Origin of the sequence: Saccharopolyspora hirsuta, assembly GCF_008630535.1 — a bacterium.
Taxonomy (GTDB): Bacteria; Actinomycetota; Actinomycetes; order Mycobacteriales; family Pseudonocardiaceae; genus Saccharopolyspora; species Saccharopolyspora hirsuta.
In genome coordinates this window covers 208,838-222,311 of record NZ_VWPH01000007.1, presented here as the reverse complement: position 1 = coordinate 222,311, position 13,474 = coordinate 208,838, and the positions used below count along the sequence as shown (strand labels likewise).

General features: G+C 70.7%; 12 protein-coding genes and 1 tRNA gene. 12 read left to right on the top strand and 1 reads right to left on the bottom strand.

The window, feature by feature from the left end:
- Positions 1-3 precede the first annotated feature (3 nt).
- The 9 genes from ilvN (at position 4) to F1721_RS16755 (ending at position 9,392) form a co-directional block, all read left to right on the top strand.
- Entirely contained in the window at positions 4-510 is a 507-nt protein-coding gene (gene ilvN / locus F1721_RS16795) for an acetolactate synthase small subunit (RefSeq protein WP_150067635.1), read from the top strand.
- 243 nt (positions 511-753) lie between these two features.
- Positions 754-1,749, top strand: coding sequence for a ketol-acid reductoisomerase (gene ilvC / locus F1721_RS16790; RefSeq protein ID WP_150067634.1), 996 nt, complete (start codon positions 754-756; stop codon positions 1,747-1,749).
- 352 nt (positions 1,750-2,101) lie between these two features.
- Positions 2,102-2,347: a DUF397 domain-containing protein gene (locus F1721_RS16785; protein ID WP_150067884.1), complete on the top strand. Its 246-nt coding sequence runs from the start codon at positions 2,102-2,104 to the stop codon at positions 2,345-2,347.
- A gap of 368 nt (positions 2,348-2,715) precedes the next feature.
- Positions 2,716-4,311, top strand: a complete 1,596-nt coding sequence (serA, locus tag F1721_RS16780) for a phosphoglycerate dehydrogenase (RefSeq protein ID WP_150067633.1) — start codon at positions 2,716-2,718, stop codon at positions 4,309-4,311.
- Between the two features lie 295 nt (positions 4,312-4,606).
- A complete protein-coding gene (locus F1721_RS16775) occupies positions 4,607-5,650 on the top strand; it encodes a 3-isopropylmalate dehydrogenase (protein ID WP_150067632.1) in 1,044 nt (347 codons plus the stop codon).
- 127 nt (positions 5,651-5,777) lie between these two features.
- Positions 5,778-6,215, top strand: coding sequence for an SRPBCC domain-containing protein (locus tag F1721_RS16770; protein WP_150067631.1), 438 nt, complete (start codon positions 5,778-5,780; stop codon positions 6,213-6,215).
- Positions 6,216-6,220: 5 nt separating this feature from the next.
- Complete coding sequence (locus F1721_RS16765) at positions 6,221-6,541, top strand: ArsR/SmtB family transcription factor (RefSeq protein ID WP_150067630.1); 321 nt, start codon at positions 6,221-6,223, stop codon at positions 6,539-6,541.
- 276 nt (positions 6,542-6,817) lie between these two features.
- A complete protein-coding gene (gene cimA / locus F1721_RS16760; protein WP_150067629.1) occupies positions 6,818-8,443 on the top strand; it encodes a citramalate synthase in 1,626 nt (541 codons plus the stop codon).
- A 166-nt stretch (positions 8,444-8,609) separates the two neighbouring features.
- Positions 8,610-9,392: a fumarylacetoacetate hydrolase family protein gene (locus F1721_RS16755; protein WP_150067628.1), complete on the top strand. Its 783-nt coding sequence runs from the start codon at positions 8,610-8,612 to the stop codon at positions 9,390-9,392.
- Positions 9,393-9,453: 61 nt separating this feature from the next.
- On the opposite strand, the gene F1721_RS16750 is transcribed toward F1721_RS16755, so the two are convergent.
- Positions 9,454-10,683, bottom strand: a complete 1,230-nt coding sequence (locus tag F1721_RS16750) for an FAD-dependent oxidoreductase (protein ID WP_150067627.1) — start codon at positions 10,681-10,683, stop codon at positions 9,454-9,456.
- Positions 10,684-10,787: 104 nt separating this feature from the next.
- Here F1721_RS16750 and gltX point away from each other — a divergent pair, with 104 nt between their 5' ends.
- The 3 genes from gltX to F1721_RS16735 all read left to right on the top strand — a co-directional run bounded on the left by gltX (position 10,788) and on the right by F1721_RS16735 (position 13,457).
- Positions 10,788-12,287, top strand: coding sequence for a glutamate--tRNA ligase (gene gltX, locus F1721_RS16745; protein ID WP_150067626.1), 1,500 nt, complete (start codon positions 10,788-10,790; stop codon positions 12,285-12,287).
- Between the two features lie 193 nt (positions 12,288-12,480).
- Entirely contained in the window at positions 12,481-13,230 is a 750-nt protein-coding gene (locus tag F1721_RS16740; RefSeq protein ID WP_246155043.1) for an HAD family hydrolase, read from the top strand.
- A gap of 155 nt (positions 13,231-13,385) precedes the next feature.
- A tRNA-Gln gene (locus F1721_RS16735) sits at positions 13,386-13,457 on the top strand.
- Positions 13,458-13,474: the final 17 nt, after the last annotated feature.

The following is a 13,474-nucleotide window of genomic DNA, read 5'->3' as shown; positions in this document are numbered from 1 at the left end:
GCGATGAGTCGACACACGCTCAGCGTGCTGGTGGAGAACGTCCCGGGCGTCCTGGCCCGGGTGTCCGGCCTGTTCTCCAGGCGCAGCTTCAACATCGAGTCCCTGGCGGTCGGCCCGACCGAGCACCCGGAGATCTCCCGGATGACGATCGTGGTCGCGGTCGGCGACCAGCCGCTGGAACAGGTCACCAAGCAGCTCAACAAGCTGATCAACGTGATCAAGATCGTGGAGCTGGAGCCGGAGGCGGCGGTGCAGCGGGAGCTGCTGCTGGTCAAGGTCCGCGCCGACGCCTCGGTGCGCAGCCAGGTCCTGGAGACGGTCCAGCTGTTCCGCGCCAAGGTGGTGGACGTCTCTCCTGAGGCGCTGACCATCGAGGCCACGGGTACCGCCGATAAGCTCGACGCGTTGCTGCGAATGCTGGAACCGTACGGCGTCCGCGAGATGGTGCAGTCGGGAACGATCGCGATCGGCCGTGGCCCGCGCTCCATAACGGCCACAGCAGTGCGCTAACCCCCGCCACAGGCCGCGAAAATTGAAAACCATGCTCGATCTGCGTGGCGGTGCCGGCAGCGGAACCTCAGCGCCCGCCTGAGCTCCGGGATCCCCGACTCATGTATGTCCAATACACCACGCTGGGGCTGTCCTCGTCAGGCGAACGCTGAGAACCCGCAGCGGTGCCGGTTGCGAGGGTGGGCCGAGCGGCTTCGCCGCTTCAAAGCAGGTCGAAAGTTCGAAAGGAATCGCTGAACTCCCATGGCAGTTGAAATCTTCTACGACGCGGACGCCGACCTGGGCATCGTGCAGGGCCGCAAGGTCGCCGTCATCGGCTACGGCAGCCAGGGCCACGCCCACGCGCTGAGCCTGCGCGACTCGGGCGTCGACGTGCGGATCGGTCTGCCGGAGGGCTCCAAGTCCCGCGCCAAGGCCGAGGAGGAGGGCCTGAAGGTCCTCACCCCGTCCGAGGCCGCCGCCGAGGCCGACCTGATCATGATCCTGGCGCCCGACACCAAGCAGCGCGAGATCTACGCCAACGACATCGCGCCGAACCTCAAGCAGGGCGACGCGCTGTTCTTCGGCCACGGCTTCAACATCCGCTACGGCCTGATCCAGCCCCCGGCCGACGTGGACGTGGCCATGGTCGCCCCGAAGGGGCCGGGCCACCTGGTGCGCCGCCAGTTCGTCGACGGCAAGGGCGTGCCGTGCCTGATCGCGGTCGAGCAGGACGCCTCCGGCAACGCCCAGGCGCTGGCGCTGTCCTACGCCGCGGCCATCGGTGGTGCCCGCGCGGGCGTCATCAAGACCACCTTCAAGGAGGAGACCGAGACCGACCTGTTCGGTGAGCAGGCGGTGCTCTGCGGCGGTGCCTCCGCGCTGGTCCAGGCCGGATTCGAGACCCTGGTCGAGGCGGGCTACCAGCCGGAGATCGCCTACTTCGAGGTGCTGCACGAGCTCAAGCTGATCGTCGACCTGATGTGGGAGGGCGGCATCGCCGGGCAGCGCTACTCCTGCAGCGACACCGCCGAGTACGGCGACCTCACCCGCGGCCCGCGGGTGATCGACGCCCACGTCAAGGAGTCGATGCGCAAGGTCCTGGCCGAGATCCAGGACGGCACCTTCGCCAAGGAGTGGGTGGCCGAGGACGAGGCCGGTCGCCCGAACTTCACCAAGCTGCAGGCCGAGGGCAACGCCCACCAGATCGAAGAGGTCGGCAAGAAGCTGCGCTCGCTGATGTCCTGGACCTCGAAGTAAGTTCCAGGCTCATTTTGCGCGGCGGTGCAGGCGGCCTCTGAGAACCCGCGGCGGTGCCGGTTGCGGGGTGGGCTGTGCGCCTGCGGCGCATGCGAGACCTGACGATCGGTGCCCGCTGAGCTTCGCGGTGGCTGTTCACCGCCGGAAGCGGCTCCGCCGGTTGCCTGACGACGGCTGATCCTTGCGGATCCAGGTTCCGGCCGACGCGCTCACCCGCGCGCTCCGCCGGTGCGAACGGCCCGGTGCACCCCACGAGGGGCACCGGGCCTCGTGCTGTTCCGGTGCCCGCGCCGGGGGATTTTCCCGTTTGCCAGGGGTGGCGTCGTCGCTGCGGGTGAGGTCTACAGTACGCATCGTGAGTGAGAACGAGATCGTCGACGACAAGGCGCACATCCGCCACAAGCTGGACTTCTCCACGGCGGAGTGGATCACCAGCACCGACGACCCCGACGAGCCCGGCGTGGAGATCGCGTTCGTCGACGGCTACGTCGGCATGCGCAACGGCGCGGACCCGGAGGGGCCGGTGCTGGTCTTCACCCCGGAGGAGTGGGACGCATTCGTCGCCGGGGCCAAGGACGGCGAGTTCGACGAGCCGTGATCCGGCGACCGCGCTGATCGGTCCGCGGAGCAGCGCGGGCGGCGGGGCCTCGGCGCCCGCCCGGCTCCGCTGACCGCCCTGCGGGGAGGTACTCGACCGGTCGAACCCCGGACGGGTTCACCGCGGGTGCACGACCAGTTCGAACCGCTGGTCCGATTTGGTGGCAATTCGCCCCACCGGACTCGTGCCGTCGTATTCGCACCCGGGTTGATCTGCGACAATGCCGGTGAACCGGATTTTCGGGCGGGCAATTCCGACCCGGTGATCCGGGCAACACCCTTGTGAACGCTTTCTCAATCTCCCGTTAAACTCCCCATCCGTCCGGGCACATCGTCGTGCCGACCGTGATCTTCCCCTGGAGTTCGCCCGTGACCAATGCAAGCCGTCCTGTCGTCCTGATCGCCGAGAAGCTGGCTCCGTCCGTGATCGACGCCCTCGGGGACGGCGTCGAGATCCGCAACGTGGACGGCACCGACCGGCCGGCGCTGCTCGACGCCGTCGCCGAGGCCGACGCGCTGCTGGTCCGTTCCGCCACCAAGGTCGACGCCGAGGTGCTGGCCGCGGCGAAGAAGCTCAAGGTCGTCGCCCGCGCCGGGGTCGGTCTGGACAACGTCGAGGTGCCCGCCGCCACCGAGCGCGGCGTGATGGTGGTCAACGCCCCCACCTCCAACATCGTCTCGGCCGCCGAGCACGCGATGGCCCTGCTGCTGGCGGTGGCCCGCAACGTCCCGCAGGCGGACGCGAGCCTGAAGGGCGGCGCGTGGAAGCGCAGCTCCTACACCGGTGTCGAGCTCAACGGCAAGACCATCGGCGTGGTGGGCCTGGGCAAGATCGGCCAGCTGTTCGCGCAGCGGGTGGCCGCCTTCGGCACCAAGCTGATCGCCTACGACCCCTACGTCTCGGCCGCCCGCGCCGCGCAGCTCGGCATCGAGCTGGTGTCGCTGGACGAGCTGCTGGCCCGCGCCGACGCGATCTCCATCCACCTGCCCAAGACCGCCGAGACGCTGGGCCTGATCGGCGCCGAGGAGCTGAAGAAGGCCAAGCCGGGGCTGCTGATCGTCAACGCCGCCCGCGGTGGCCTGATCGACGAGGACGCGCTGGTCGACGCGCTGCGCAACGGCCAGATCGGCGGCGCGGGCATCGACGTCTTCAAGACCGAGCCGACCACCGAGAGCCCGCTGTTCGAGCTGGACAACGTGGTCGTCACCCCGCACCTGGGCGCCTCCACCGCGGAGGCCCAGGACCGCGCGGGCACCGACGTGGCCCGCTCGGTGCGGCTGGCGCTGCGCGGCGACTTCGTGCCGGACGCGGTCAACGTCCAGGGCGGCGCGGTCGGCGAGGAGGTCCGCCCGTACCTGTCGCTGACCCAGAAGCTCGGCCAGCTGCTGGCCGCGCTGCTGGGCACCACGCCGAGCTCGGTGACCGTCGAGGCGCGCGGCGAGCTCGCCGACGAGGACGTCTCGGTGCTGCAGCTGGCGGCCCTGCGCGGAGTGTTCGCCGGTGCGGTGGAGAGCCAGGTGACCTTCGTCAACGCCCCGCAGCTGGCCGAGGACCTGGGCGTGCAGGTCGAGGTCGAGACCTCCTCGGAGAGCCCGAACCACCGCAGCGTGGTGACCGTCCGCGCCGGGCTCGCGGACGGCCGCACCGCGCGCGTCTCGGGTGCGCTGTCCGGCTCGAACCTGGTGGAGAAGCTGGTGGAGGTCAACGGCCGCCACTTCGACCTGCGGGCCGAGGGCAACGTGCTGCTGCTGGAGTACCCGGACCGGCCGGGCGTGATGGGCAAGGTCGGCACCCTGCTCGGCGAGGTCGGCGTGAACATCGAGGCGGCCACGGTCAGCCAGACCACCGAGCGCTCCGACGCGATCATGCTCCTGCGCGTGGACCGGCCGGTGGAGCCGGGCGTCCTGGAGCCGATCGGCGCCGCCGTCGGCGCCCGCATCGTCCGCACCGTGACCTTCGAGTGAGCTGCAGGACCGTTCAGCGCGGGGTGTGCCGGGGTTCCGGCGCACCCCGCGCTTTTTCGTGGGCTGGGCTGCCGTTACTGCTCGGTCAGGTGACGGGTGCGGCGTTCCGCGATGTGGGACGTCCTCAGCGTCGGAGCAGGGACCCGGGGTCCTCTCACTCTTTCGGGGGTCCCACAGTTCGGGACGGTTCATCCACTTGGTGGGCCCGGCATGCCGCTGGCCGCGCCCATGCCGGTAGCCTTCGGCTCAACAGTTCGAGCCCCGCGGGTCGGGGTGGTTCTCGGGAGGTGTGTAGATGCGGCTCGCTGTGATCCCCGGCGACGGGATCGGGCCGGAGGTGATTGCCGAGGCACTGAAGGTCCTCGGTGAGGTCGTGCCGGATACCGAGATCACTCGATACGACCTGGGAGCCGCGCGCTGGCACGCGACGGGAGAACTGCTGCCCGAGTCCGTCCTCGGGGAGCTCCGGCAGCACGACGCGATCCTGCTGGGCGCGGTGGGCGACCCGTCGGTGCCCAGCGGCATCCTGGAGCGCGGGCTGCTGCTGCGGCTGCGCTTCGAGCTCGACCACCACGTGAACCTGCGCCCGGCGCGGCTGTACCCGGGAGTGAAGAGCCCGGTGGCCGACCCCGGTGAGATCGACATGGTCGTGGTGCGCGAGGGCACCGAGGGCCCGTACGCGGGCAACGGCGGTCTGCTGCGCAAGGACACCACGCACGAGATCGCCACCGAGGTCAGCATCAACACCGCGTTCGGCGTCGAGCGCGTGGTGCGCGACGCGTTCGCCCGCGCCGCCGCCCGGCCGCGCAAGCACCTGACGCTGGTGCACAAGACCAACGTCCTCACCCACGCCGGTTCGCTGTGGTCGCGGGTGGTGGAGGAGGTCTCGCTGCAGTACCCGGACGTCACCGTCGCCTACCAGCACGTGGACGCCACCACCATCCACATGGTCACCGACCCGAGCCGGTTCGACGTGATCGTCACCGACAACCTGTTCGGCGACATCATCACCGACCTGGCCGGTGCCATCACCGGCGGCATCGGGCTGGCCGCCAGCGGCAACATCGACGCCACCCGCCGCAACCCGAGCATGTTCGAGCCGGTGCACGGCAGCGCCCCGGACATCGCCGGGCAGGGTGTGGCCGACCCGACCGCCGCAGTGCTGTCGGTGGCCATGCTGCTCGACCACGTGGGCCTGGCCGAGGCGGCCAAGCGGGTCGAGGCCTCGGTGGCGTTCGACCTGGCCACCCGCGACCACTCGGCGCCGGGGGCGACCTTCGCCATCGGCGACCGCCTCGCGGCCCTGGTCTCCTCCCGCGAGGTCGCGCCGCAGGCCTGATCTCCAGTCGTGCGGAGGGCGTCCCGGTGGGGCGCCCTCTTCGCGGCCGTCATGTGCAACTCGCGAGTTGCGACTCGGCGGATGATGTGCAACCTTGTGGTTGCACAGCGGAGCGATTGGAGTGGTCATGGTTTCCGACCGGATCGAACGCGAGATCCTCATCGAAGCGCCCGTCGAGCGGGTGTGGGCGGCCCTGCTGGAGCCCGAGTTCTGGCTCGGGGAGGCGGATCCCACCGGCGTCGAGGTGCGGGAGGGGCAGTTGCTGGTGTCCGAGCACCCCGACCACGGCGGCAGCTTCCCGCAGCGGATCGAGAAGATCGAACCGAACCGCTACCTGTCCTACCGCTGGGCGAGCGGATTCCCCAACGCGGAGCCGAATTCGGACAACTCCACGCTGGTCGAGTTCACGCTGACCGAGGAGGGGGCGGCGACTCGGCTGCGCGTGGTGGAGAGCGGCTTCGCGGGACTTGCCGCCTCGGAGGAGCGCCGGCGAAGCTCCTACGAGGACAACACGGGCGGCTGGCGCGAGGTCCTCGACGAGCTCAAGCAGAAGGTGGAGAAGTAGCGGGCGTGGTGGAACGGGGTGGGGTCGACGAGGTGCTGGCCGCGCTGGCGGACCCGACGCGGCGGCAGCTCGTCGACCTGCTCGGCGAGCGGGGCGAGGCGACCGCGACGGAACTGTCCGCCGCGCTGCCCGTGTCGCGGCAAGCGGTCGTGAAGCACTTGGCGGTGCTGGAGCAGGCCGGGCTGGTGACGTCCTACCGCGCCGGGCGCGAAGTCCGCTTCGCGATCCGCTCGGAGCCGCTGGAGGCGACCGCCCGCTGGCTGTCCTCCCGAGCGGCCAAGTGGGACCGCAGGCTCGCCGCGATCAAGCGCCGCGCCGAGTCCTGAGCGCCCACCGGGCCACCGCAGTTTCAGTTGAAACTGCGGACGGTCCCGCCGAGTCCGAGCGTCCGGATGGTGGGAATCCGCGATCACCTGGTGGTCGGGGGTCGCGTTGTGGCAGCATGGGGACGTGGCTCTCCGCAGTGTGATCATTATTGGCGAGCGCGCCGGGTAGACGACTCCGCACCCCGGCGCGCTGACCTCTCGCATCCTGCGGGGGGTCTTTTTTGTTGCCTGCGCCGCCGCACCCACCCACCTCCGACGCCATCGGGAGAAGAACCAGTGACCCGCACCACCCCGGCCGGAACCCCCCTGGGCGACGACTTCCACGTCTACGACACGACCCTGCGGGACGGCGCGCAGCGCGAGGGCATCTCCTACTCGGTCACCGACAAGCTCGCCGTCGCCCGGCTGCTGGACTCGCTCGGCGTCGGCTTCGTCGAGGGCGGCTGGCCCGGCGCCCTGCCCAAGGACACCGAGTTCTTCCACCGCGCCGCCGAGGGCGAGCTCGAACTCCGGCACGCCGCCCTGGTCGCCTTCGGCTCCACCCGCCGCGCCGGGGCCAAAGTGGACGAAGATCCGCAGGTGCGGGCGCTGCTGGACTCCCGCGCGCCGGTGGTGACGCTGGTGGCCAAATCGGACCGGCGCCACATCGAACGCGCCCTGCGCACCGACGTGGCCGAGAACTGCGCGATGGTCGCCGACACCGTGCGCCACCTCGTCGGCGAAGGCCGCCGGGTGTTCCTCGACGCGGAGCACTTCTTCGACGGTTACGCGTTCGACCCGGACACCTCGCTGCGCGTGCTGGAGTCCGCCGTGCAGGCGGGCGCCGACGTGGTGGTGCTGTGCGACACCAACGGCGGCCAGCTGCCGCTGCAGCTCGCCGAGACCGTCGGCGAAGTCGCCGCGCGCACCGGGTTCCGCCTCGGGATCCACTGCCAGGACGACACCGGATGCGCGGTGGCCAACAGCGTCGCCGCGGTGCAGGCCGGTGCGACGCACGTGCAGTGCACCGCCAACGGCTACGGCGAGCGGGCGGGCAACGCGGATCTGTTCGCGGTGCTGGGGAATCTGGCCGCGAAGCTGGAGATGCCGGTGCTGCCGGACGGGAAGCTGCGCGAGCTCACCCGGACCTCCCACGCCCTCGCCGAGATCGCCAACCTGGCGCCGGACACGCACCAGGCGTACGTGGGGCAGTCGACCTTCGCGCACAAGGCCGGGCTGCACGCGAGCGCGATCAAAGTGGACCCCGAGCTGTACAACCACATCGATCCGGCCGTGGTGGGCAACGGGATGCGGGTCCTGGTCACCGAGATGGCGGGCCGGGCCAGCCTGGAGCTCAAGGGCGCCGAACTCGGCCTCGACCTGTCCGCCGCGCCCGACGCGGTCACCGGCGCGGTCCGCCGCGTCAAGGAGCTCGAAGCGCGCGGCTGGTCCTTCGAAGCCGCGGACGCCTCGCTGGAACTGCTGCTGCGGCGCGAGATGGCGACCGCCGGGGGCGCCGATCCGGTGGAGGCGCCGTTCCAGCTGGAGTCCTACCGGGTGGTGCTCGACCACCGCTCCGACGGCGAGGTGATCGCCGAAGCCACCGTGAAGGTGCACGTCGCGGGGGAGCGGGTCATCGCGACCGCCGAGGGCAACGGGCCGGTCAACGCGCTGGACGCGGCCCTGCGCGAAGCGCTCGTCCCGCACCTGCCGTGGCTGGAGTCGGTGGAGCTGGCCGACTACAAGGTCCGCATCCTCGTCGACGCGCCGGGCACCGACGCGGTGACCAGGGTGCTGGTGGAGTCCCGCGACGGCGAGGAGGAGTGGACCACGGTGGGCGTCCACGCCAACATCGTCGAGGCCAGCTGGCTCGCCCTCTGCGACGCCCTGGTGTACAAGTCCGCCCGCGCGGCCGTGAGCTGAGTCCTCCTGGCTGTGCCGTGCACCGCGATTTCAATGGAGATCAGAGGTCCGATTTCCATTGAAATCGCGGCGTGCCGGGCCCGGAGGCCTCCGCCTCCGGAGCCGCGGGCGGAGCGCGGGGATAGGCTCTGACCCGAGAGTCCACAGTTGATCGCGGAGGTTCGTCTTGCGCTTGGCACGTGTCGCCCACTCCGACGGGGTGTCCTTCGTGGCCCTGGAGCCGGATCCGGCTGCGCCGCAGGAGAAGGTGCTCGCGGTCGAGATCGACCAGCACCCCTTCGGCGACCCCACCTTCACCGGGCGCAAGTGGCCGATGGCCGATGTGCGGCTGCTCGCCCCGATCCTGCCCACCAAGGTCATCTGCGTCGGCAAGAACTACGCCGAGCACGCGCGGGAGATGGGCGGTGAACCGCCCGCGCACCCGGTGATCTTCATGAAGCCGTCCACCTCGGTGATCGGCCCGAACGCGCCCATCAAGCTGCCGCCGAGCTCCGAGCGGGTGGACTTCGAGGGCGAGCTGGCCGCGGTGGTCGGCCAGCCGTGCAAGGACGTCCCGGAGGCGCGCGGCACCGACGTGCTGCTCGGCTACACGATCGCCAACGACGTCACCGCGCGCGACCAGCAGCAGGCCGACGGGCAGTGGACCCGCGCCAAGGGCTACGACACGTTCTGCCCGCTGGGACCGTGGATCGACACCGCGGCCGACCCGGCGGACCTGGCCATCCGCACCGAGCTGGACGGCGAGCTCAAGCAGGACTCGCGCACCTCGCTGCTGCTGCACGACGTCGGCGCGCTGGTGTCCTGGATCTCCCGCGTGATGACCCTGCTGCCGGGCGACGTGATCCTCACCGGCACCCCGGCGGGCGTCGGCCCGATGCGGGCGGGCCAGAAGGTCTCGGTCTCCATCGACGGCCTCGGCACCCTCACCAACCCGGTCCAGCAGGGCTGAAGTCCGGAGGGCACCTCCCACCTGTGCGGCAGGTGGGAGGTGCCCTCCGCGGTTCGCGCGCTCAGCGGAGCGCGGCCTTCGGCGGGCGCTCCCGGACCGCGCCGTAGGCGAGGACGTACGGCGGGATCTTGCGCAGCCACGGGACGTTCGAGACCGCGCGCAGGGGGAGCGGGAGGCGCGCCGTGTTGCCGAAGTCGATCTCGCCGCGCAGCGCCGGTGCGACCACGTTGTCGTGGATCACGCGCTGCAGCCGCTGGATCAGCACCGTCGTCGGCCACCGCCGCCGCTGCACCGCGGCGACGTGCTTGCGCTCCAAGCGCCCCTCGCGCAGCGGCTCGGCGAGGTAGCGCGCCGCGGCGACCGCGTCCTGCACGGCGAGGTTGATGCCGATGCCGCCGACGGGGGACATCGCGTGCGCCGCGTCGCCGATGCACAGCAGGCCCGGCACGTGCCACTTGCGGAGCCGGTCCAGCGTGACGTGCAGCAGCTTGACGTCGTCCCAGCTCGCGACCAGCTCCCGCCCGGCCAGCCAGGGGAGCCTGCGCACCAGCTCGGCGTTGAACTCCTCGATGGGCCGGTTGCGGCCCTGCGCGTCGGTGCCCTTGGCGATGATGGCGGCGACCTGGAAGTAGTCGCCGCGGTCCAGCAGCGCCATGAAGGTGCGCTCGCGGATCAACCCGATGGCGCCCACCGGGTCGTCCGGGTGGCGCGGCACCCGGAACCACCGGACGTCCATGGGGGTCGGGAAGTCGCGCAGCCCCAGCTCGGGCATCGTGCGCACGAACGACTTGCGGCCGTCGCAGGCCACGGTGATGGTGGCGCGGATCTCGCCGGTGCTGCCGTCGGCGGTGCGGTAGCGCACGCCGTTGACCCGGCCGCCCTCGCGGATCAGCTCGGTCGCCTCGGTGTCCATCCGCAGCTCGAAGCAGGGCTCCTGCTTGCCGACGTCGGCGAGCAGGTCCAGGAAGTCCCACTGCGGGACCATCGCGATGTAGTTGTACTTCATCTTCAGCTGGCTGAAGTCGCCGAAGGTGAACAGCTCGCCGGACTCGCCGATCGGCACCGACACCCGGTTCAACCGGCGTTGGGGGAGTTCGTTCAGCCGCTCCGCCAGGCCGAGGTCGTCGAGCAGGTGCAGGGTCGTGGGGTGCACCGTGTCGCCGCGGAAATCGCGCAGGAAGTCGTTGTGCTTCTCCAGCACGGTCACCTCGACGCCGGCGCGGGCCAGCAGCAGTCCCAGGACCATGCCCGCCGGTCCGCCGCCGACGATGCAGCAGGTGGTTCGCTCCATCGCGATCCCCTCCAGTTTTTCAACGCGTGTTGAATAAGGTCAGCATGCACCCGCCGGGACGTGCCCGTCAAGCGCCGCCGACCGGTGGCTACGCTGGATGTGTTATGAGCACGCCAGAAGCAGCAGCAACAGCCGACACCAGGCCCGTCCGGGCCCGGTTCTGCCCCTCGCCGACCGGTGTCCCGCACGTCGGCCTGATCCGCACCGCCCTCTACAACTGGGCGTTCGCCCGGCACAACAAGGGCACCCTGGTGTTCCGCATCGAGGACACCGACGCCGCCCGGGACAGCGAGGAGTCCTACCAGGCGCTGCTGGACGCGCTGCGCTGGTTGGGCCTGGACTGGGACGAGGGCCCCGAGGTCGGCGGCCCCTACGGGCCCTACCGGCAGAGCGAGCGGCGCGACATCTACGCCGACGTCGCGCAGCGCCTGCTGGCCGCCGGTGAGCTCTACGAGTCCTTCTCCACGCCCGAGGAGGTCGAAGCCCGGCACAAGGCCGCCGGTCGCGACCCCAAGCTCGGCTACGACAACTTCGACCGCGACCTCACCGAGGAGCAGGTGGCCGCGTTCCGCGCCGAGGGCCGCACCCCGGTGCTGCGGCTGCGGATGCCCGACCGCGACATCACCTTCACCGACCTGGTGCGCGGCGAGATCACCTTCCCCGCGGGCAGCGTGCCCGACCCGGTCCTGGTGCGCGGCAACGGGGATCCGCTCTACACCCTGACCAACCCGGTCGACGACGCCATGCAGCGCATCACCCACGTGCTGCGCGGCGAGGACCTGCTGTCCTCCACGCCGCGGCAGATCGCGCTCTACGAGGCGCTGCAGCGCATCGGGGTCACCGACTTCACGCCCGAGTTCGGCCACCTGCCGTTCGTCATGGGGGAGGGCAACAAGAAGCTCTCCAAGCGCGACCCGCAGTCCAACCTGTTCCACCACCGCGACCGGGGTTTCCTGCCCGAGGGCCTGCTGAACTACCTGGCGCTGCTCGGCTGGTCCATCTCCGAGGACCGCGACGTGTTCACCCTGGACGAGATGGTCGAGGCCTTCGACATCGGCCGGGTCAGCTCCAACCCGGCGCGCTTCGACCAGAAGAAGGCCGACGCGATCAACTCCGCGCACCTGCGGGCGCTGGCGCCGGACGACTTCGTCGCGCGGATCGTGCCCTACCTCGTCGACGGCGGCGTCCTGCCCGCCGAGCCGACCGAGCAGCAGCTGGCGATCGTGCGCGCCGCCGCACCGCTGGTGCAGGAGCGGCTCGTGGTGCTCTCCGACGCGGTCGGCATGATGGGATTCCTGTTCGCCGGTGACGACTTCACCCCGGAGCAAGCCTCCGCGGACAAGGCCCTCGGCGAGGACGCCAAGCCGGTGCTGGAAGCCGCCATCGGCGCCCTCAGCGCGCTGCCCGAGTGGACCTCGGCGGCCATCGAGCAGGCGCTGAAGGACTCGGTCGTGGACGGCCTGGGCATCAAGCCGCGCAAGGCCTTCGCCCCGGTCCGCGTCGCGGTCACCGGCCGCACGGTGTCGCCGCCGCTGTACGAGTCGATGGAGCTCCTGGGACGTGAGGTCTCCCTCGCCCGCCTGAACAAGGCCCTGGGCGCCTGAGAATCCGATCCCGCACGCCCCGTCGTGGCCGTCCTCGCGGACGCCGCGGCGGGGCGTGCGGCGTTGCCGGGGTGGTTCCCGCCCGACCGGGCGAGCCGGGCGGAACCACCTGTCGCGCCCAAGCGGAAATGGGCCGACAGGATCACCGTGTTGGCCGAATCGGACGCAGCGGGTGAGCGCCTAGCCTCTCGGGGTGACATCCGCGCCGAAGCCTTCCCCCACCCACGCACCCGGACAGCTCAAGGCCGTGTGCCTGGACGTCGACGACACCCTCCTGGACAGCCAGCGCGCGGCGCGGCAAGGCCTCCGGGAGCTGCTCGGCACCGACCGGGCCTGGCCGGTGTGGGAGCGCACCACCGACGACTACTACGCGCGGTACGTCAACGACGAGCTCGACTTCGACGTGATGTGCGTCGAACGCACCAAGGCCTTCTTCGCCGCCTTCGGCGAGCAGATCGACGACGCCGAAGCCACCCGCCGCGAAAACCTCCGGATGGCCGCCATGCAGCGCTCCTGGGGGCTGTTCGACGACGCCCGCCCCTGCCTGGACTGGATGCGCGACAGCGGCCTGCGGCTCGCGGTCGTCACCAACGCCCCGAGCGCCTACCAGCGCAAGAAGATCGCCGCCGTCGGCCTCGCCGACACCTTCGACGTGCTCGTCATCTCCGGCGAGGTCGGCGTCGCCAAACCCGACCCGCGGATCTTCCACACCGCCTGCGACGCGCTCGGCCTGCGCCCCGACGAAGTCGCCCACGTCGGCGACCGGCTCGACACCGACGCCCAAGGAGCGACCCGCGCCGGTCTGCACGGCATCTGGCTCAACCGCGACCAGCGCGCACCGGAGGACGCCGGTGTGCCCGCCATCACGAGCCTGCACGAGCTCCCCGAACTCCTCGTCGGCGACCTGGCAGCCCTGCCCGCGGTGCCCGAACTGATCCGCTGAACCCGCCGCGACCTGCGACGATCCCGTTAACCCACCCCCCATTCCAAGGCCCCCGGAGCGATGGTCTAATATTCTTATCAACGCAGCGGACAGCAGTCCGGAAGCCGAACTCCCCGGGGAGATCGGAAAAAGGGCAAACTGGCCGCGCGGCACCATGGGGTATGGTGTAATTGGCAGCACGACTGATTCTGGTTCAGTTAGTCTAGGTTCGAGTCCTGGTACCCCAGCGAGCAGCTCCGAAGCT